The following is a 21,651-nucleotide window of genomic DNA, read 5'->3' as shown; positions in this document are numbered from 1 at the left end:
CGCCCCCCCGCCCCATTCCCCTCCACGCCACCCACCCCCCACCCGCACCGGGCCTGGGGGCCCCCCCCCCCCCGGGACCCGGTCACACATGAGGTCACGCAGGCGTGATGTTCTCCGCCTGCGGGCCCTTCTGGCCCTGGGTGACGTCGAAGGTGACCGCCTGGCCCTCCTGGAGCTCACGGAAGCCCGAGGCGTTGATGTTGGAGTAGTGGGCGAAGACGTCCGGGCCGCCGCCGTCCTGGGAGATGAAACCGAAGCCCTTTTCGGCGTTGAACCACTTGACAGTTCCGCTGGCCATGCTCGTGCCTCTCAGTCGATGTCAGGAACCGCACCGCGCGGCCCTGGAGGTGATCGCCCTGGTCCAGCACTGCACAGCAAAGCGCCCGCGCCAAAGCGCGGGCAGGTACTGCGAACCACGACATCTGAGAGCGACGCTACACGGCGAAACAGCCTCTCACCAGAGAGCAACGTCCATGATCTGCACCGGGTCGCACGATCCACCGCGGTTTCCGTACACCTCACCCACCCCTACCGAATCATTTCGGGCACCGACCGCGCTCGGGCCGCACTGACCTCCACCTTCGCGGCGCACGGTGCGACCGACGGAGGCGGCGAGCAGGTACGTCACCTTTACTCCGGATGCCCCTTTCCGGGGGCGCGCGGGAACTCCGCCGGGCCGCCCGTGGACGGCCCGGCGGGCGGGCGACCGCTTCGGTGGGACGCTCCTCGGAGCCCGCCCGCGCACCTCGTTCGGCCGTCCGGGGGAACTACGACTCGACGGCCGGGGGCATGGGGTCGTCCAGCAGGGGGATGTACGCCGTGATGCGCTTGCCGACCGGCTCGCGCCGCACGTCGAACCGCTGCACGACCGCCATCACGATCTCCAGGCCGTGCTGGCCCACCCGCCCGGGATCCGCCGCCCGCGCCACCGGCAGTACCGGGTCGCTGTCCCAGACCTCGATCTCCACCACGGAACCGACCACGCGCAGGCACAGCAGGGCCGGGCCCTGCGCGTACTTGTAGGCGTTGGTGACCAGCTCGCTGACCACCAGCTGCGTCAGGTCCATGGCGCGCGCGGTCACCGGCAGGCCCAGCTCCGTCTGGAGACGGATGAGGAAGTCGGCCGCCATATGGCGGGCCTCGGCTATCGAGCCACCGTCCCCCTCCAGGGCGGCCGTGAACTCGACGGGGTCGGGATACGGCACGAAGGAACCCTCCATCGACCCATCGGGTTTCGTCCGTACCACTGTTTCGATGCGATGCACGCCGGTTCGGATACCCCGGTTCTTCACCCCCACGCGCCCCGGAACGAACCTGTGCATAGGCCCGTCACCGGCGTCAGCCATAAGATCGCTGGGCACAGATGACCGGAGAAGCGTTGGCTAGGGCTTTGACCGAAGGTTGCAGAGGGAGACTGTGGTAGACAACCCGGACACAGCGGGGCACGGCAGGCTGTCGGTCGTGCGTGACACCGTCGACGGCGTCACCGTCCTCACCGTCCACGGCGAGATCGACTACCAGACGGCGTCCCCCCTGCAGAACGCCCTCCCGCCTGCCGACGAGACGGCCGGCCCCCGCATCGTGATCGACCTCGGTCAGGTCACCTTCATCGACTCCAGCGGCATCAACACCCTCATCACCGCTCAGCGGGCCGTCCCGGACGGGGGCTGGCTGCGGCTGGCCGGCGTCCAGGGCACCGTCCTTCGCACCCTGGAGCTCGTGGGCCTCGACACGGTCATCCCCTGCTACCCCACCGTCCGGGACGCCCTCGCCTGAGCGGGGGACGGCGGCCTCCCCCCTCCGGGGCCCGGTGGCCCCCGGAGGGGGGAGCCGCGGCGGCGCCCGGCCCCGTGCGGTGTCATGCGCGGGTACGCCGTGGCTTCCTGCTGAACCCCGTGCAGCAGGGGCCACGGCGACCGGTCCGCGGGCCGCCCGGAGAGCGCGCGGGCGGAACCCGCCGTCAGCGACTCCTGCTGCGGCTATTCGTGCGGCAGTACGACTGACGGCCGGTGACAGGAGGATCTACGGTGGACCTTGCGAAAACCTTGCGCCGGCCGCTGCGTCGCCGGCCACGCAGCGGACGGTTCGGAGGGCGTGTGGAATCCCGGCTTCAGCGCGGCGGACGAGGAACACCGCCGACGCGCCACCCTGCCGCTGCCGGAGCCCTGTGACCCCGATGCGTCTTCACTTACTCGGCCCTCTCGAACTGCGGGTCGCGGAGCGCGGGTTCGACCTGGGACAGCCACGCCGGCGTACCGTCCTCGCCGCCCTGGCCGCCGACGCGGGGCGGCCCGTCGCCGTGGAGACCCTGATCGACCGGGTCTGGGACGCCGCCCCGCCCGGCGGGGCCCGGTCGGTGCTCTACTCGCACATCAGCCGGCTGCGGCAGCTCCTCGACGAGGCGGCGTCCGCGGGCGGCGGCGAACAGGCGCCGATCCGCATCGGCAGGATCTCCGGCGGATACGTCCTGGAGGCCGACGAGGACGACGTGGACCTGCTGCGTTTCCGCTTTCTGGTCGCGGAGGGACGCGCGCCCCACCGCTCCGACGGGCAGCGCGCCAAGCTCCTGGAGGAGGCGCTGCGGTTGTGGCGCGGTGTGCCGCTGGCGGGGCTGCCGGGAGGATGGGCCGAGCGGACGCGGACCGCCTGGAACCATGAGCGCGTCGAGGCCGCGACCGCCTGGGCGCGGGCGGTGCTGAGCCGGGGCGGAGCGCGGGAGGTACCCGGTCTCCTGTACCCCCTGATGGCGGAGCATCCGCTCTCGGAGCCTCTCGCGGCGATGCTCGTACGCGGCCTGGCCGCCGCCGGCCGGTCCGCCGAGGCGGTGACGGTGTACACCGAGGTCCGCCGCCGGCTCGCCGAGGAGCTGGGCATGGCACCGGGCGGTGAACTGCGGGCGGTTGCCGAGGAGTTGCTGAGCGACTCGGCGCGGGCGCGGCAGCCAGGGGCGGGTCATGCCCCGGACCCCGAAGGGCCGCCGGTCACTTCCGCGGGCACCGGCGGGGTCTCCGGTGTACCCGCTCCCGCGCAACTGCCCATGGACGTACGTCCCTTCACCGGCCGGACCGAGCAACTGGCCGAACTGACCCGGCACCTCGCATCCGAAGAGGGCGGTGACCGTACGGCGGCGGTGGTCGTCTCCGCCGTGTCCGGTACCGCGGGGGTCGGCAAGACCGCGCTGGCCGTCCACTGGGCGCACCGGGTGCGCGACGCCTTCCCCGACGGGCAGCTCTACGTGGATCTCCGGGGCTACGACCCCGAGGAACCGGTCTCCGCAGCCCAGGCCCTCGCCGGGTTCCTCACCGCGCTGGGCACGCCCGGCCAGGACATTCCGCTGCGTCTCGAGGACCGGGCGGCGCACTACCGCACGGCCGTCGACGGACGGCGCCTGCTGGTCGTCCTGGACAACGCCGCCTCCGCCGCCCAGGTCAGGCCCCTGCTGCCGGGCAGCCCGACGTGCAGGGTGCTGATCACGAGCAGGGAGACACTGGCGTCCCTGGTGTCGGTGCACGGTGCGCACCGGATCGTCCTCGACGTTCTGTCCCCCGGCGACGCGCTGGCCCTGCTGCACACGCTGATCGGGCCGCGCGTCGAGGCCGAGCGGGCGGCTGCCGCGGCGCTGGCCGAGCAGTGCGGGCGGCTGCCGCTGGCCCTGCGGGTGGCCGCCGAACTGGTGCAGTCACGGCCGGCCGAGCCGCTGACCGGTCTGGTGTCCGAACTCCGCGACCGCCGGCGGCGCCTGGACCTGCTGGACTCCGGCGACGGGGATCCCCGGGCGGCGGTCCGCGCCGTCTTCTCCTGGTCGTACGAGCGCCTGCCCGAGCTGCCGGCCCGGCTGTTCCGGCTGCTGGGCCTGCATCCGGGGCCCGAGGTCGACACGCACTCCGCCGCTGCCATGGCCGGAATCTCCGCCGACAGCGCCCGGCGGGCGCTCGACGTGCTGGACCGGGCGCACCTGCTGCACCGCACCGGTCCGGGCCGCCACGCCATGCACGACCTGCTGCGCGCGTACGCCGCGGAACTGGCCGGCCGCCACGACCCGGCGGCGGACCGGGAGAGCGCCCTGGCCGGGCTGCTGGACCACTGTCTGGCGGCGTCCGCCGCGGCCATGAACGTGCTGTACCCGGCCGAACGGCATCTGCGTCCCGCCGTCGACCTGCCCGCCACCGGCCTGCCGCCGCTGCGCACGGCCGAGGAGTGCCGGGCGTGGCTGCGTGCCGCCCAGCCCACCCTGGTGGCGCTGTGCTCGCGGACCGAGGAGCCCGGGCCGTCCCGGCACACCGTGCGCCTCGCGACCACCCTGCACCGCCACTACGAGCGGTCGGGTCACTACGCCGACGCCCTGACCGTCCACACCCACGCCCTGCGCGCGGCCCGTTCGACGGGTGACGCACGCGGCGAGGCCGACGTCCTGGCCTGTCTGGGCGCGGTCCACCGGCGGCTCGGGGACTACGGGAGCGCGCACCGCCGGCACGAGGAGGCCCTCGCCCTGTGCCGTCGTATCGGCTACCGGGCGGGAGAGGCCCGCCATCTGACCAACGTGGGCGTGCTGCACGAGCTGCGCGGTCACTACCGGGAGGCCGCCGAGCACCACGAGAGAGCGGTGGAGCTGTTCCGCGCCGAGGGCGACGCGCACGGTGAGGCGGACGTACTCAACAACCTGGGCATCGTCCACGAGTTGCTCCAGGACTATCAGGCGTCGATCGAGCGGTACCGGCGGGCGCAGGTCCTGTACCGGCAGACGGGGCACGCCTTCGGGGAGGCCAGCGTCCTCGGGAACCTGGGGATCGTGGTGGCGCGGCTGGGCGACCCCACGGCCGCGGCCGGTCACTTCGAGCGGGCGCTCGCCCTCTTCCGGCGGCTCGGCCACGCCGGGGGCGAGGGGCACGCGCTGACCAACCTGGGCGACGCGCTGTGCGGCCTCGGCCGGTACGACGAGGCCGCCGGGTACCAGCGGCAGGCCCTGGACCTGTTCCGCCGTACCGGTGAGCGCTACGGCGAGGCCGGCGCCCTCAACGGCCTCGGCGAGGCCCTGCACGGCGCCGGCCGGCAGGCCGAGGCCCTCGACGCGCACGCCGCCGCCCTCTCTGCGGCGCGGGAGATCGCCGAGCAGGAGGAACAGGCCCGCGCCCACATCGGGACGGCCCGTGTCCGGCGCGCGACCGGCGAGCCGGCCGAAGCCGGCCGTCACCTGCGTGAGGCCCTGTCCCTCTACACCACTCTGCGGTCCCCGCGCGCGGAGGAGGTCCGCAAGACCCTCCTGTCCCTCGCGGCGGACCGTCCGACAGAGGGCGAAGGCGAAGGCGGCGCCGACGGCGACGGCAAGGACGAGACCGAAGGCGAAGTCCGGGACGTCTGACGCCACATCGGGCGGGAGTGCGTCAAGTCGGCCGCTTGTCACGGTGGTTGAGAGGTCGACACTCCTTCACGTTCGACCCATCGGACATTGTTCGAAAACTCTTGACGCTGCACCTCACCCCGATTGACACTCTCGCAACACGACGTCACACAGCCGAAACGGCGGGCGCCCACGGGCGGGGCCCGCGTTGCCGGCCCGCTCCCCCACGCCTTCCCGCCTCCCCCCATCAGCCATGCTCCAGCAGGGAAACCCGACATGACGTACACCGCACGTCTGCGCACCCGCGCCGGACGCCGGGTGGGCCGGCTCGCCGGTCTGACCGCAGCGTCACTGTTCCTGGGCCTCGCCGCGCCCGCCCTCCCCGCGCAGGCGGCGGACGCCCCGCAGACCGCGACCGTCACCGACGGTCTGGCCCTCTGGTACAAACTCGACGCGGCCTCCGGCAGCACCGTCCCCGACGCCTCAGGACACGGCCGTGACGGCACGGTGAACGGCACCCCCGACTGGTCCGCCACCGGGCAGGGCCTCACGTTCAACGGCTCGGACACCTACGTCAAGGTGCCGAACGACGTCATGAAGGGCATGGACGCGATCACCGTCTCGATGGACGTGCTGATCGACTCCGCCCAGACCACGCCGTACTTCATCTACGGCTTCGGCAACTCCAGCGGCGGCAACGGCGACGGCTACCTGTTCACCACCGGGAACTCCTACCGGACCTCCGTCGCGACCGGCAACTGGTCGACGGAGCAGACCACCAGGCCCGCCGACGCGCACAACCTGGCCCGCTCGGTGTGGAAGCACCTCACCTACACCCAGACCGGCACCACCGGAGTGCTGTACGAGGACGGCGCGGTGGTCGGCCGCAACACGTCGGTCACCACCACCCCCGGCGCCATCGGCTCCGGCACCACCACCGCCAACTACCTCGGAAAGTCCGTCTACTCGGGCGACAAACTGTTCAAGGGCACCATCCGCGACTTCCGCGTCTACGACCGCGCACTGGCCGGCGACGAGGTCGAGCAGCTCGCCCTGCCCGTCGCCACCCAGGGCCTGGCCGACGACAAGGCCGCCCTCAGCCTCGGCGACACCGGTGCCGTCACCGCGGACCTCGACCTGCCGCGCACCGGCACGGCCGGCGGCTCCACGATCAGCTGGACGAGCGACAACCCCGCCGTCGTCTCCGCCACCGGCAACGTCACCCGTCCCGCCGCCGGCGCACCCGACGGCCACGCCACCCTCACGGCGACCCTGACCAAGGGCACGCTGAGCGACACCAGGACCTTCGACGTCACGGTCCTGGCCGCCTTCGACGACGAGACGGCCGCACGACAGGCCGCCGCCGCCCTCACCGTCCACGACCTCGACGACGTCCGCGGCAACCTGACCCTGCCGACGACCGGCTCCTACGGCACCGACGTCACCTGGTCCTCCGCCGCGCCGGACGTCGTCGCCGCCGACGGCACGGTCCACCGCCCCGCGCACGGCGAGGGCGCCACCACCGTGGACCTGACCGCCACCGTCACCAAGGGCTCCGCCACCACGACCCGGACGCTCACCGCCAAGGTGCCCGAACTCCCCGCGGAACAGGCCCTCAAGGGCTACATGTTCAGCTACTTCACCGGCGAGGGCACCTCGGACGGCGAACAGCTGTACTCCGCGCTCAGCAAGGGCGACGACCCGCTGAAGTGGCGGGAGTTGAACGACGGCAAACCGGTCCTCACCTCCACACTCGGCGAGAAGGGCCTGCGCGACCCGTTCATCATCCGCTCCCCCGAGGGCGACAAGTTCTACCAGATCGCCACCGACCTGCGGATCTACGGCAACGGTGACTGGGACGCCGCCCAGCGCACCGGCAGCAAGTCGATCATGATCTGGGAGTCCACCGACCTGGTCCACTGGACGGACCAGCGGCTGGTGAAGATCTCACCCGACAGCGCCGGCAACACCTGGGCGCCCGAGGCGTTCTACGACGCGCAGCGCGGCGAGTACGTGGTCTTCTGGGCGTCGAAGCTGTACGACAACGAGGCGCACTCCGGCGACACCTACAACCGCATGATGTACGCGACCACCCGCGACTTCTACACCTTCAGCGCGCCGAAGGTCTGGATCGACCGCGGCTACTCGGTCATCGACTCCACGATGATCCAGCACGACGGGACGTACTACCGCCTCTCCAAGGACGAGCGGAACAACAGCTCCTCCACCCCCAACAGCAAGTTCATCTTCCAGGAGAAGAGCGACTCGATCCTGAACCCGTCCTGGGACCCGGTCGCCGAGGGCATCGGCAAGGGCGCGATGACCGCCGCCGAAGGCCCGCTGGTGTTCAAGTCCAACACCGAGGAGAAGTGGTACGCGTTCCTCGACGAGTTCGGCGGCCGGGGCTACATCCCCTTCGAGACGACCGACCTCGCCTCCGGCACCTGGACCCCGGTCGCCGACTACGACCTGCCGGCCAAGCCCCGCCACGGCACGGTCCTGCCGGTCACCCAGGCCGAGTACGACCGGCTGCTGCGCGCCTACCAGCCGGACCAGCTGGTGGAGAGCGTCGAGAGTGTGAAGGTGCGGACCAGGACCGGCCAGGCACCGGTCCTGCCGGCCACGGTGATCGCGAAGTACGCCGACGGAGCCGACCGGCCCACCGCCGTCACCTGGGACGACGTCCCGGCGTCGAAGTACGCGCGGCCCGGCACCTTCACCGTGACCGGCAGCCTCCCGGACGGTGCCGCGATCCCGGTCCAGGCCGAGGTCACCGTGTCGCAGGAGGGCGCGGACATCCCGGCCGACCTGCTCCTGCACTACGACTTCGACGAGACGGGCGGCACCGTCGCCCGCGACTCCAGCGGACACGGCTACCACGGCACCTACGTGCACACGCCGGACTTCGGCACGGGCGTCGAGGGCGGCTCGTTCCGGATGGCCGGCGGCTCCGGCACCTCCACCACCTCGCCGTACGTGAAGATCCCGAACGGCGTGCTGAAGAACACCGACAGCGTGACCGTGTCCACCTACGCCAAGTGGAAGGGCGGGGACAGCTTCCAGTGGCTGTTCGGACTCGGCCCGGACAGCGACAAGTACCTCTTCGCCACCCCCTCCAACGGCGGCTCCAGCCTCTACTCGGCGATCAGCAAGGCCAGTTGGTCGGCTGAGTCGAAGCTGACGGCCGGCTCGCAGCTCACGCCCGGCGAGTGGCGGCACGTCACCGTCACCCTCGACGGTCCGACCGGCACGATGGTCCTCTACGTCGACGGCATCGAGGCCGCCCGCACGACGACCACCATCAAGCCGTCCGAGCTGTACGACGCGAACAAGGACTACAGCGGTTACATCGGCCGGTCCCTGTACTCCGGCGACCCGTACTTCGGCGGCGAGGTCGACGACTTCCGCATCTACGACCGGGCCCTGTCCGCCGCGGAGGTCATGGAGCTCAGCGGCAACACCGCGGGCATCGCCAGGGCGACGCACCCGGCACTGAAGGTCGACGCGATCATCGACAACGCGGACACCAGGATCACCCTGCCGATGCGGGAGGGCACCGATCTCACCGCCCTCGCCCCGGAGTTCACCCTCGCCCACGGCGCGGCGATCAGCCCCGCCTCCGGCAGCGTCCACGACTTCACGAAACCGGTGACGTACGAGGTGACCGGGTCCGACGGCAAGAAGCGGACCTGGACCGTGGCCGCACTGGTCATGAAGAGCCCGGTCCTGCCGGGACTCAACGCCGACCCGAACATCGTCCGCTTCGGCGACACCTTCTACCTGTACCCGACCACCGACGGCTTCGACGGCTGGAGCGGCACGCAGTTCAAGGCGTACTCCTCCACCGACCTGGTCCACTGGAAGGACCACGGCGTCATCCTCGACCTCGGGCCGGACGTCTCCTGGGCCGACAGCCGGGCCTGGGCGCCGACGATCACCGAGAAGAACGGCAAGTACTACTTCTACTTCTGCGCCGACGCGAACATCGGCGTCGCGGTCTCCGACTCGCCGACCGGCCCGTTCAAGGACGTCCTGGGCAAACCACTGCTCAAGCAGGGCCAGTTCGGCGGCCAGATGATCGACCCGGCCGTGTTCACCGACGACGACGGACAGTCGTACCTCTACTGGGGCAACGGTCACGCCTATGTGGCTCCGCTGAACGACGACATGACCTCCATCGACACCTCGAAGGTCACCGACATCACCCCCAGCGGATACAACGAGGGCTCCTTCGTCGTCAAGCGCAGGGGCACCTACTACCTCATGTGGTCGGAGAACGACACCCGGGACGAGAACTACCGCGTCGCGTACGCGACCGGGACCTCCCCCACCGGCCCCTGGACCAAGCGGGGCGTGATCCTGGAGAAGGACCTCTCCCTCGGCATCAGGGGAACCGGCCACCACTCGGTCGTGCACGTGCCCAACACCGACGACTGGTACATCGCCTACCACCGCTTCGCCATCCCCGGCGGTGACGGCACCCACCGTGAGACCACCATCGACAGGATGGAGTTCGACTCCGACGGACTGATCAAGAAGGTCGTCCCCACCCTCACGAGCATCGACCCCGTCACCGTCGTGCACGCCGGCCCCGACGCCCGCGGCACCGAGGGCGCGGCGATCCGGCTCAACGGCACGGTCTCCGGGGCGGGCGACGCGAAGTGGACGGTCGGGGCCGGCACGCCGTGCGCCCTCGCCGACCCCCGGGCGGCCGTCACCACGCTCACCTGCACCGACGACGGCACCTTCGAGGCCACCCTGACCGGCGGCCGCAGCAGCGACACGGTGCGCGTCGAGGTCGCCAACGCCAAGCCGGTCATCACCTCGGCCGCCGGCCCTGGCTCCGCGCTGCCGGCCGGCGGGCGGGCGACCGTCACCGCCGGGTTCACCGACCCCGGCACGAGTGACACCCACACCTGCGCGGTCGACTGGAAGGACGGCACGAAACCGCGGCCCGGCACGGTCACCGCCACCGGCTGCACGGCTCGGCACGTCTACGCCGAGGCGGGCATCCACCGCCCGGTGATCACCGTCACCGACGACGAGGGCGCCTCGGACAGCAGGACCCTTCCCGAGGTCGTCGTCTACGACCGGGCCGCCGGGCCCGCGCTCGGCACCGGCGTCTTCGACTCCCCGGCCGGCGCCTGGCCCGCCCGGCCCGGCCTGACCGGCAAGGCGTCCTTCTCGTTCACCGCGTTCTACCCGAAGAGGGCCACCGTCCCCACCGGCGGGGTCAGGTTCGACTTCGGCCGGGCCGGCCTCGCCTTCCGCTCCACCGGCTCCGACTGGCTCGTGGTGACCGGCTCCCGGGCCGTGTACCAGGGGTCCGGAACCGTGCGCGGCGCCGCGGGCTACGGCGTGCGCGTCACCGTCACGGACCACCCGGACACCTTCCGCGTCAGGATCTGGAGGAAGTCCACGGGCGAGGTCGTCTACGACAACCTCACGGGCGCGAAGGTGAAGGGCGTCATCACCGTCGGCGGCCGCTGACGATCACGCCGGGTCGCACTCACGCTCGCCGAGCGCGACCCGGCGTTCGCACGACCCGCGGACCTGCCGTCGCCGCGGGTCGTCGCCGTGTCAGTCCGCGAGCGGGTGGTCGGGGGCCAGCAGTTCCGCGATCCGCTCGGTGACCGTCTGCGCGGTGTTGCCGCCCGGGGCGTCCGGGCCCACGGTCGTGGACACCGCGACGGACAGACGCTGCTGCGGTTCGTAGGCCATCACGGCCGCGTAGCCGAAGAAGGACGGGTTCTGCAGCACCCAGCCGTTCTTGACGACGACGCCGAGTCCGAAGTGGAACTTCTCGGTCATCGGCACACAGACCGTGGCGGGGCAGTTCTTCGTCGCGTGCCCGAGGCCGACCGTGCCCGGGTTCAGCTGGGTGCGGAAGGCCCGCCGGGAGAGCAGTTCACCGGACCCCATGGCCTGCCCGGAGCGGGCGAGGTCACAGATGTCGGTGGTCAGGACCGCGCCGGGGGCGGTGGTCCAGGACGGGGCGAAGGAGGTGGACTCCTCGTAGGTGCCGCGTTCGGAGTCGTAGGCGTGCAGGACGGGCGGCGGGATGAGCGCGGTGTGGTTGTCGCGCGTGTTGCGCAGCCCGAGGGGGTTCATGACGCGTTCTTCGAGGAGCCGTTCGAGGGGGGTGCCGGTGATCTCCTCCAGGGCACGGCCGAGGAGGACGAAGTTGGCGTGCGAGTAGCTCCAGTTGGTGCCGGGCTCGTACCACAGCGGGTGGCGGGTGGAGATGCCGACCAGTTTCTCGGGGGTCCAGTGCTGCCACGGGTCGGCGTAGAGCTTCTTGAGGAAGACCGGGTCGGTGACGTAGTCGTGCAGGCCCGAGGTGGAGTCGCCGAGCATGCGCAGAGTGATCTCGTCGGCGTGCGGCAGGCCGGGCAGCCAGCGGGAGACGGGCTCGTCGAGGTCCACCCTGTGCTCGTCGACCAGTTGGAGCAGCACGGTGCCGAGGTAGGCGATGCCGACGGAGCCGGCGCGGAAGTGCATGGCGGGGGTGGCGGGTACGTCCGTCAGGGACTCGCCGACCGCCCCGGTGACGAGTTCGTGGCCGTCGACGGTGACCCGCACGAGGGCGGCCTTGAGGTCGAGGTCCCGGCGGGCCTCGCGGACGATGTCGAGGACCTGTCGGGCCTGGTCCCCGGGGTGCCGCGTGGCGGCGCACGCCTCGTCGCGGGAGCCGGCGTCGGCGGTCGCGGCGGTGGTCTGCAGGGTGGCGGCGAGGAGGGCGGCGGCGCAGAGCACAGCCGTGCGGGTACACGTCATACGGGCACTATGGGCCGCTGCGCACAACGCCTCGGCGGCAACACTCCGATCGAAACCGCCCGCGACCCGTACGGCGGACGCCTGCCGTCGGACCGCGCGACTTCGGGGTGGCGACTGTGCCGAGCCTGTGCCATTTCCTGTGCACGTACCCAAAGTGGAGTACAGAAGCATCCCGCAGTACACCTGCTTGAAATGCAGCCGACACAACTATTTACAGCCATGGTCGCCACTTCTACTGTGAACGTTCACGGAACTCGCATGCACATGCCAGGCCACTGGTCCGGCATGGCACCGTCTCGATCGAAGGAGGTCGGGATGCCCATCAGCCGTCCGGGCCGCACAGTGAAGGCCGCCCTGCTCCTGGCCGCGGTCGCCCTGCCCGCGTCCCTGCTCACCACACCCACGCCGGCCTCCGCCGCCGGCACGCTCAGCATGCTCGGCGCCGACGTCTCGACCGCGCAGCGAGCCCTCGACCTCGGGGCCAAGTACTACGACGCGAGCGGCACCGCCAAGGACCCGCTCGACATCCTCAAGGGCCTCGGCGTCAACTACGTCCGCCTGCGCGTCTGGAACAACCCGGCCAGCGGCTACAACAACAAGGCCAAGGTGCTGGCGTACGCGAAACAGGTCAAGGCCAAGGGACTCAAACTGCTGGTCGACTTCCACTACTCGGACACCTGGGCGGACCCGGGCAACCAGAAGAAACCCGCGGCCTGGTCCAGCCACGGCATCAGCCAGCTGCAGACCGACGTCTACAACTACACCTACGACGTCTGCACCGGCCTCAAGTCCCAGGGCACGACCCCGGACAGCGTGCAGATCGGCAACGAGATCAACGTGGGCATGCTGTGGGACGACGGCAAGGTCGTCAACAACGACTTCACCAACGTCAGCCTGCTCCTCAAGTCGGGCTACAACGCGACCAAGGCATGCAACAGCGGCACCCAGGTGATCATCCACACGGCCAACTCGGACAGCGACGCACACGCGCGCTGGTTCTACGACGGCATCAAGGCCAAGGGCGTCAACTGGGACGTCACGGGACTGTCCTACTACTGCCCGTGGCACGGCACCCTGGCCAACATGGGCAGCGTCGTCTCCGACATGAAGTCCCGCTACGGCAAGGACGTCGTCATCGCCGAGACGGCCTACCCGTTCACCTCGGCCAACGCCGACAGCACCACCAACTCGGTCACCTCCGGCTGCTCCGGCTACCCGCTCAGCTGGCAGGGGCAGGCCGACAACTTCACCGCCGTACAGAACACCGCCCGCAGCTCCGGCGCGATCGGCGTCTTCTACTGGGAACCCACGTGGTACGCGGTCGCCGGCAACGGATGGGACCCGGCCGACATCGCCAACAGCGGGGACGGCTGGGACAACATGGCCATCTTCAACTGGACCGGCCAGGTCAACCCGAACATCAGGTGGACACCATGACACCTGGCTCGGCCCCGCCCGGATAAGCGCCCCGCGCCGCGCCCGCGCGACGGACACCCGGTGGCGTACGCCTCACTCGGGGCGGGACGTACGCCGCCGGGTCGCCGCCCGGTCGGCCCGGCCGCCTGCGCCCAGCAGGCCCGAGGAACGCACCGGCTCCCCGTCCCGGAGGCGGGGCAGATCGCGGCGGGACACCCGCAGCACGACCGGCGGCACCGCGGCGCGCGCGGCCTGTACCAGACGCAGCCAGGCCGGAACGTACACGGCGGTGCTCCGGCTCTCCACAGCGCGCGCCAGCCGCTCGGCCACCGCCTCCACCCGGCTGACCCGCCGGGCGGGCGACGGCATGCGGCCGCGCAGCTCCCGCAGGGCCAGGAACCGGTCGGTGTCGCGGATCATGTCGGTGCCGGTCCAGTTGAGATAGGCGATACCCACCGCGACCCCCTGGTGTGCCACCTCGGCCCGCAGGGCGTGGGTGAAGGCCTCTACGCCCGCCTTCGAGGCACAGTAGGCGCTCATCATCGGTACGGCACCGATCGCCGCCAGCGAGGCGATCTGCAGGTGGTAGCCGGCCGTCGCCACCAGGTCCGGCAGGAACGCCCGGGCCGTCTGGGCGCTCCCGGTCAGGTTCACGTCGATCACCCGGCGCCAGGTCTCGGGCTCCGTCAGGGCGAAGGGACCGCCCTCGGCGACGCCCGCGTTCGCCACCACCACCGACGGATGACCGAGACGGCTGCGGACCATCTCCGCGGCCTCGCCCAGCGCCGCGTAGTCGGTGACGTCGACGTCGAGGGCCAGGGCCGCGTTCGGCAGCGCGGCGGCCGTCTTCTCCAGCGCCGGTCCGTCGTGGTCGAGCAGCACCAACCGTGCGCCGCGACAGCCGAGTTCCCTCGCCAGCGCCGCTCCCACGCCACGCGCCGCCCCGGTCACCACGACGATACGGCCGTCGAGCGGACTGTCACCCACAGGCTCGTCCCTCCGCGCTCCCGCATACGCTCCGTGGTCCGGCCGCCCGCCCCTCCGTTCGCCCGCCGTCGTCCCACCGGCCCCCGGCCCCGCCGCTCACCGGCGCGGCTCGGGAGGCACCTCGGGCCGGGCGGTGTGATCGGGGTGGCCGGCGGTGCGCCGGGACTCCTTCATCTCCGCCTCGTACAGGTGGTCGCGGCCCTGCGCCAACTGGTCCACGGCGTCCCGCTCCAGGGTCCGGAAGGGCTGGTGGTAGGTGTTGTCGTACGCCTCGACGATCTGGAAGGTCCAGTGCCCCGGAATGACGTTGCGGCCGAGGATCTCCGTGCGCACCCGCTCCGCCCACTCCTCGTGGCCCGCCTTGCGCAACAGCTCGACCGCCCGGTCCAGTTCGAGGTCCGCGGTCCCGGTCAGCTGGTGGAATCCGTAGAGGTGCCCCCTGGCTCGTTCGGTGGTCTCCAGCGCCTTGGACAGCGCCCCGAGTGCCTCCACGGTCTCGTCACTGACCCCTTCGGGGCGCCGGTGGTCCCGGTCCGGGCCGTACTGCTGCATGTCCGTCTCCCTTCGTCTCGCGGCCGCCCCGAACGGTGGCGGGGCGGTGTCGGCGGAGCGGGCCGGGCTCCGCGAGCCCCCTCCGCCGGAGCGGCAGGGAGGCAGGGCGGGGCCGGGTGCCGGTGCGACCGGACGACGCCGAACCCGCCCGACCTCACTCCCGACCACACTGCCGCGCCGCACCGCCAAGTGCCCACTCCGGTGTGGACCAACCGGGCCGGTCCGCTCGCCGGGCACGTCCACGGCCCCGAGCCCGGCCTCACGCCCCGGCTGCGCCCACGTCGCCCTGCGCCTGGTCAGGGAGGAGGGCCGCCTCTGGCTGTCCATGGGCGCGAGCGCGGGGCGTTCCGGTTCACGGTGGGGTGAGCGCGGACTCGGCGGGCCGGGGAGACCGCCCTCCCGTGCGTCAGAACTCGCTGTCGATGCCCGTGACGATCGCCGCTCCCAGCGGGGCGTCCGCCTCGCTGACGCCGCTGTCGCGCAGCGCCGCGGACACCAGGCGCACGGCTTCGCTCTCGGCCCCCGACTGGTCCGCGGCCTCGACCTCCACGCGGGCCACGAACATGCCGTCCTCGTCGACCGTCAGCAGGCTCAGCTCCTCGCTCTCGCCCAGGTCGGTGTTCTTCGGGTCCCGGGGGCGGAGGCTGCGCTCGACGCCGGAGCGGGCGTCCTCGGAGATGCCGTGGACGAACGTGCCGGGCACGGTGATGACGAACGTGGTCACAGGGACTCCTTCCGCGGGTCCGCCGGACGCCGGCTGCGGCGCGGGGCGGACAGGACATGGTCCGTACGGGCCGGGAGACGGTCGACCGGCCGCATGACGCCGGTCGGCGCCCGCGCCGGCATGGCACGTCCTCCTGACGATCCTCCGCCTGCTGCCGGCTCGCACCCGGTCCGCCTGCCCCGCCATCGGCCGGGAATGCCGACCCGATCAGGTACAGCGCGCCGGACGGCTCGGGAACGCCACCGCGGCACGCCGGTCCACGCGCCGGAACGGACACGCACTCTGCCCGTTCGGGCAGGCCACCGTGCCTCCGCGCCTCGTGGTTCCGCGGCGGTACGGCGTTAGCGTCCGCCCGTGAGCACCTTGTTTCCGCGGGAACCGGCACCGGCGTCCGGTCGCGCCACAGCGCACGGAGCCGTCGGAGTCCCCAGGTGACCGACGCCCGGCCGGACGCGAGACAGGCGGAGGATCACAAGGCACCGCACCGGCAGGCTGCGGACCGGGGCGCACCCCAGGGACGGGAGGCCTTCTACGGACCGGACGCACCCCACGGACGGGGTGCGGCCCAGGAGGCCGAGGCGGCCCAGGAAGTGACGGAGCCCGCCGCGGCGCAGCGGGCGGAGGCGGCCGGGCCGTCCGAACGGGCCGGGAAGCGCGGCCGGCGCGGCCCCGGACTCTTCACGCTGCTGGTCCTGCCGGGACTCACCGCGCTGGTGGGGGTGTCCGGCTACCTCGCCCTGACCGGCGGCCTGTCCACCATCTGGCCGCAGGAGACCGACTCCGGGCCCGCTGCCGCCGCCCACCTCGACCCGTCCTACCTGCCGTGGCTGCGCAGGGCGGCCTCGGGCTGCACGGTGGTCACGCCGTCGCTGCTCGCCGCGCAGATCGACCAGCTCTCCGGCTGGCACGACGGCGACGGCCGGCTGTCGGGCGAGAAGGGCATCGCGGGGTTCACCGACGCCCGATGGCGGAACTGGGGGAAGGACGACGACGGCAACGGGCATGCGTCGCCCCGCGATCCGGCGGACGCCATCATGGCCCTCGGCCGGCAGGACTGCTCACTCGCCGGGAAGGTGACCGACCTCAGAACCGACGGCACCGTCAACGGGGACCTCGTGGACCTCACCCTCGCCGCGTACGCGGAGGGGACGAGAGCGGTGACCGAGGCGGGCCGCGTGCCGGCCGACGCGCGCGTCTACGTCACCGAGGTGAAGGACCTGCTGCCCCGCTACAAGGCCGCCGACCAGGAGACGTCCGGCGGAGGCACCGCGACGGCGACGGGCCGTGTGCTGGTCGCGCCGCTGAACGCCCTCACCGTCACCTCGCCCTTCGGGTCCCGCGTGCACCCGCTGACCGGGGTGACCAAGCTGCACACCGGGGTCGACTTCGCCGCGGCCCAGGGCACGCAGGTCACCGCCGCCGCGCCCGGCCGTGTGGTGTTCGCCGCGCTGACCAAGGCGTACGGAAACCGTGTCGTCGTCGACCACGGCACCGTCGGCGGCAAACGCCTGGAGACGACCTACAGCCACCTGTCGGCCCTCCAGGTCACCGTCGGCCGGACGGTGCAGGCCGGTACGCCGATCGGCCTGGCCGGGTCCACCGGTCTGTCCACGGGCCCCCACCTGCACTTCGAGGTCATCTACGACGGGCGCTACACCGATCCGCTGCCCTGGCTCTCGCCCGGCGGATGACCCACGGCGGCCGGCGAACGCCCCGCCGGACATGCCGCTGACCGGAGCAATGACCGGCACGCCGTAGCGCGGCACCGGAGGCTGGACCTCTTGCCAGGATCGGGTGCCGGGAGTTCCGTGTGTGCAGGTTGCGTCAGCCGAGCCGTCAGGCGTGTCGACCGCTCCCGGACCCCGCGTCGCGACGCCTGACCGGCCCGCCGGTGCCGTCGTGCGGGAGCGGTCGGTGAGGCGGCCCGGCCGGGACACCGCGGGCAGCCGCCGGGAGGCACGGCCGGGCGGGGGCGGCCCGGTACTCCCCGCCGCGCCCCGCTGGATGCGCTGGCTTCCCGTCCTCTACGTCGCCGCCGTCCTGGTGATCGAACCCGTGACGCCCGTCGAGTGGCCCGTGAGCTTTCTCCTGGTCGCGCTCCCGCTCGTGGCCGCGTTCGCCCACGGGGTCATGGCCGTCGCCGGCATCACCCTCTTCGCCGTCGGGTTCGAGGGGGTGCTGGCGGGCACACCGTGCTGCGCGGGACGCTCCGTCGGCTACCTCTGGGACCGCCACTACGTCGCCGCGTACTGCTGCACCGTCCTGGTCGGTGCCCTGGCCGCGATCCTGGCCGCCCACCGCACCCGGCGTGAACGCACGCTCGCCACCGTGCGGTTCGTGGCCGGCATCGCGCAGCGCGTCCTGCTGAGTCCCCTCCCGCACCGCGTGGGCACCATCGAGCTGGAGAGCCTGTACCTGTCCGCCGCGGCGGAGGCGCACATCGGCGGTGACCTCTACGAGGCCGTGCCGACCCGGCACGGCGTACGTCTGCTGATCGGTGACGTCCGGGGCAAGGGTCTGCTCGCGGTGGAGACCGCCGCGGCCCTGGTCGGCGCCTTCCGTGAGGCCGCGCACGACGAACGCGACCTTCCCGCCCTGGCCGGCCGGGTGGAGACCAGCATGAACCGCCGGGCGGCGCAGCTCCCCGGCAGCGAGATCGGCGAGCGTTTCGTCACCGCTGTGTTCGCGGAGATCGTCGCGGACGCCCGTGTCGTCCGGATCGTCAACTGCGGGCATCCGCCGCCGCTGCTCCTGCGCTCCGGCCAGGTGTGGGAGCTGGAGGCGACCCGGCCCGCGCCGCCGCTCAATCTCGGGGTGCTCGTCGCGGAACCGTACCGCGTGGACGAGCACGCCTTGCTGGTCGGCGACCAGTTGCTGCTCTACACCGACGGCGTCACCGAGGCCCGCGACCCGGGCGGCTCCTTCTATCCCGTCCTGGAGCGCGTCCGGTCGTGGGGGCCGCTGCCGCCCCGGGAGTTGCTGGACCGCCTGCACGAGGACCTGCTCGGCCACAGCCGTGGCCGCCTGCACGACGACACCGCCGTCCTCCTCGCGTGTCTCCTCCCGGACGCTCCACCGACGGGCCCTGACCCCGCTCCCCTGCTGCGGCGCCGGACCGGTGAGGAACACCGCGGCTGAGCCGTGAGACCCTCCGTCCCCGCACCTGTGCCCGTCCGCGGGCGTGCTCCCGGCTTCGGCCGGAAACCTCTCCTTCGGGTGATGAACTCGCAGTACGCAATGGTCAGTTCAAGCCGTTGTGTTGTCACATCCATGACAATCCTGTGTGCCGGATGTCACCCTTCTTTCGGACGTTCACCGATCGTTCACGCCCCCCACGTTCTCTCCCCCACCTTCACTCCCCCACCTCCCCTTGTCGCACGCCACCGCCGGCGCGAACTCCCGCGCCGGGCGGGCAGTGCGGCGTTCCCTTCCGTTCAGCGAACCCGGACCGGCCGTGTCCCGCCGGCCCGCCCCACCGGCCTGCACCCACGGGCCGGTCCCGTCGCAGAAGGAGAAGACCTTGCCCCAGCCCCACCGGCTGAGATACACCACGGCCCTCGCCCTCACCACCGCCACGACCCTGATGACCGTCGTCCTGCAGAGCGGCAGTGCCTCCGGCGCCCCGGCGGACCCCGGCGGCCCGGCCCGGATCAGCGCCCAGCCCCGCGCCGGCGCGGCCCCCGCCGCGATGTCTCCCGCCCGGCGCACCTCCCTGCTGAAGAAGGCCAAGGCCGCCGCGGCCGGCACCGCACGCCGGCTCGACCTCGGCGCCGGAGAAAAGCTGCTGGTCAAGGACATCGTCCAGGACGCGGACGGCACCACGCACACCCGCTACGACCGCACCTGGGACGGACTGCCCGTCCTCGGCGGCGACCTCGTGGTGCACGTCGACAACGGCAGGACCACGGTGTCCACGGCGACCGACAAGGACCTCTCGGTCCCGTCCGCCAAGGCCCGGGTGAGCGCCGCCGCCGCCCGGAGCAAGGCGCTCGCCACCGCGGAGAAGTCCGACGCCGAGCGGGTCACCGTCGGTGCGGCACCCCGGCTCGTCGTGTGGGCCGTCGCCGCCGAACCGGTCCTGGCCTGGGAGACCGTGGTCGAGGGCGTCCAGCAGGACGGCACACCGAGCGAACTCCACGTCGTCACCGACGCGGCGTCCGGCAAGACGCTCCAGGCGTACGAGGGCGTGCACACCGGAACGGGCACCGGACAGTTCAACGGCCCGGTTCCGCTCAGCACCACGCTGTCGGGCTCGACGTACCAGCTCGTCGACGGCGACCGGGCCGGTCACCGCACGTACGACCTGAACCAGGGCACCTCCGGCACCGGCACGCTGTTCACCGACGACAACGATGTCTGGGGCGACGGCACGCAGGCCGACCGGCAGACCGCCGGTGTCGACGTGGCCTACGGTGCGGCGGCGACCTGGGACTACTACAAGGACGTGCACGGCCGCAACGGCATCCGCAACGACGGCGTCGCCGCCTACAGCCGGGCCCACTACGGCAGCAACTACGTCAACGCCTTCTGGTCCGACAGCTGCTTCTGCATGACCTACGGCGACGGGTCGGGCAACACGCACCCGCTGACCTCTCTCGACGTGGCCGCGCACGAGATGAGCCACGGCGTCACCAGCGCGACCGCGGGCCTGACCTACTCGGGTGAGTCCGGCGGTCTCAACGAGGCGACCTCGGACATCTTCGCCGCCGCCGTGGAGTTCCACGCCGACCTGCCGGCCGACGTCCCCGACTACCTCGTCGGCGAGAAGATCGACATCAACGGCGACGGCACCCCGCTGCGTTACATGGACAAGCCCTCCCGGGACGGCGCCTCCCGCGACTACTGGAGCTCCACCCTCGGCAGCGTCGACGTCCACTACTCCTCGGGCCCCGCGAACCACTTCTTCTACCTGCTCTCCGAGGGCAGCGGCGCCAAGACCGTCAACGGGGTCTCCTACGACAGCCCGACCTTCGACGGCGCTCCGGTCACCGGCATAGGCATCTCGAACGCCGAACGCATCTGGTACCGGGCGCTGACGACGTACATGACCTCGTCGACCAACTACGCGGCGGCGCGTGTGGCCACGCTGCAGGCCGCCGCCGACCTCTTCGGCGCGTACAGCGACACCTACCTCGCCGTCGCCGACGCCTGGGCCGCCATCAACGTGGGCGACCGGATCGCGCTGGGCGTCAACGTGGCCCCCCTCGCCGACCAGGTCAGCGGTGTGGGTCAGGAAGTCGCCTTGCAGGTCGACGCGTACACCACGAACACCGACGCCACCCTCACCTACGAGGCGGCCGGTCTGCCCGACGGCCTGAGCATCGACGGACAGGGCCGGATCTCGGGCATCCCCACCACCGCCGGGACCAGCGCCGTGACCGTCACCGTCACCGACAGCACCGGCGCGTCCGTCACCGCGGACTTCGACTGGCGGATCGCCTACGTCTACGCCAACTCCGCCCGGGTCGACATCCCCGACGCGGGAGCGGCCGTGGAGTCACCGATCACCATCACGGGCCGCCCCGGCAGCGCCTCCGCCACCACGCAGGTCTACGTCGACATCGTGCACACCTACCGCGGCGACCTGACCGTGGACCTGGTCGGCCCCGACGGCACCGTGTACCCGCTCCTCAACCGCAGCGGCGGCTCGGCGGACAACGTCGACCAGACCTTCACCGTGAACGCCTCCGCCCAGCCGGTGGAAGGCACCTGGAAACTCCGGGTCCGGGACCTCGCGTCCATCGACGTGGGCTACATCCGGCAGTGGCAGCTGACCCCCTGACCCGCTGAGCGCACACCCGCCGGCATCCCCGGCGGCGTCCGCCCGGACCGGCTCACGGTCCGGGCGGACGCGCGC

At 72.0% G+C, this 21,651-nt stretch carries 13 protein-coding genes; 7 read left to right on the top strand and 6 right to left on the bottom strand.

The genetic code is table 11. The annotated features are described in order from the left end of the window. Positions 1-94 precede the first annotated feature (94 nt). Positions 95-298, bottom strand: a complete 204-nt coding sequence (locus tag AC07AZ_RS34315; RefSeq protein WP_060899524.1) for a cold-shock protein — start codon at positions 296-298, stop codon at positions 95-97. Between the two features lie 469 nt (positions 299-767). Beyond that, complete coding sequence (locus AC07AZ_RS34310; protein ID WP_478854653.1) at positions 768-1,220, bottom strand: ATP-binding protein; 453 nt, start codon at positions 1,218-1,220, stop codon at positions 768-770. A 241-nt stretch (positions 1,221-1,461) separates the two neighbouring features. On the opposite strand from AC07AZ_RS34310, the gene AC07AZ_RS34305 reads away from it, so the two are divergent. The 3 genes from AC07AZ_RS34305 to AC07AZ_RS34295 all read left to right on the top strand — a co-directional run bounded on the left by AC07AZ_RS34305 (position 1,462) and on the right by AC07AZ_RS34295 (position 10,828). Beyond that, positions 1,462-1,776, top strand: coding sequence for an STAS domain-containing protein (locus AC07AZ_RS34305; RefSeq protein WP_478854652.1), 315 nt, complete (start codon positions 1,462-1,464; stop codon positions 1,774-1,776). Between the two features lie 400 nt (positions 1,777-2,176). Next, positions 2,177-5,359, top strand: coding sequence for an AfsR/SARP family transcriptional regulator (locus AC07AZ_RS34300; RefSeq protein ID WP_478854651.1), 3,183 nt, complete (start codon positions 2,177-2,179; stop codon positions 5,357-5,359). 255 nt (positions 5,360-5,614) lie between these two features. Then, on the top strand, positions 5,615-10,828 hold the full coding sequence (locus AC07AZ_RS34295) for a family 43 glycosylhydrolase (RefSeq protein WP_478854650.1): 5,214 nt from the start codon (positions 5,615-5,617) through the stop codon (positions 10,826-10,828). Between the two features lie 90 nt (positions 10,829-10,918). Here the strand turns inward: AC07AZ_RS34295 and AC07AZ_RS34290 are convergent, their stop codons facing one another. Further along, positions 10,919-12,115, bottom strand: a complete 1,197-nt coding sequence (locus AC07AZ_RS34290; protein ID WP_478854649.1) for a serine hydrolase domain-containing protein — start codon at positions 12,113-12,115, stop codon at positions 10,919-10,921. A gap of 315 nt (positions 12,116-12,430) precedes the next feature. Here AC07AZ_RS34290 and AC07AZ_RS34285 point away from each other — a divergent pair, with 315 nt between their 5' ends. Further along, a complete protein-coding gene (locus tag AC07AZ_RS34285; protein ID WP_478854648.1) occupies positions 12,431-13,552 on the top strand; it encodes a glycoside hydrolase family 53 protein in 1,122 nt (373 codons plus the stop codon). A 72-nt stretch (positions 13,553-13,624) separates the two neighbouring features. Here the strand turns inward: AC07AZ_RS34285 and AC07AZ_RS34280 are convergent, their stop codons facing one another. The 3 genes from AC07AZ_RS34280 to AC07AZ_RS34270 form a co-directional block, all read right to left on the bottom strand. Next, positions 13,625-14,518: an SDR family oxidoreductase gene (locus AC07AZ_RS34280; RefSeq protein WP_478854647.1), complete on the bottom strand. Its 894-nt coding sequence runs from the start codon at positions 14,516-14,518 to the stop codon at positions 13,625-13,627. 96 nt (positions 14,519-14,614) lie between these two features. Continuing rightward, the gene (locus AC07AZ_RS34275; protein WP_478854646.1) at positions 14,615-15,070 is read right to left on the bottom strand and encodes a hypothetical protein; all 456 of its coding nucleotides are present in this window, start codon (positions 15,068-15,070) and stop codon (positions 14,615-14,617) included. A 406-nt stretch (positions 15,071-15,476) separates the two neighbouring features. Continuing rightward, a complete protein-coding gene (locus AC07AZ_RS34270) occupies positions 15,477-15,794 on the bottom strand; it encodes a hypothetical protein (protein ID WP_478854645.1) in 318 nt (105 codons plus the stop codon). Positions 15,795-16,384: 590 nt separating this feature from the next. Between AC07AZ_RS34270 and AC07AZ_RS34265 the strand changes: the two genes are divergently transcribed. From AC07AZ_RS34265 to AC07AZ_RS34255, 3 genes are all read left to right on the top strand, one after another. Continuing rightward, a complete protein-coding gene (locus tag AC07AZ_RS34265; RefSeq protein ID WP_478854675.1) occupies positions 16,385-17,485 on the top strand; it encodes a M23 family metallopeptidase in 1,101 nt (366 codons plus the stop codon). Between the two features lie 223 nt (positions 17,486-17,708). Continuing rightward, on the top strand, positions 17,709-18,932 hold the full coding sequence (locus tag AC07AZ_RS34260) for a PP2C family protein-serine/threonine phosphatase (protein ID WP_478854644.1): 1,224 nt from the start codon (positions 17,709-17,711) through the stop codon (positions 18,930-18,932). Between the two features lie 382 nt (positions 18,933-19,314). Further along, entirely contained in the window at positions 19,315-21,576 is a 2,262-nt protein-coding gene (locus AC07AZ_RS34255) for a M4 family metallopeptidase (protein WP_478854643.1), read from the top strand. Positions 21,577-21,651 lie beyond the last annotated feature (75 nt).

The sequence above is a fragment of the Streptomyces sp. NPDC043878 genome, assembly GCF_056435735.1.
This window is presented reverse-complemented; position numbering and strand designations above follow the sequence as displayed.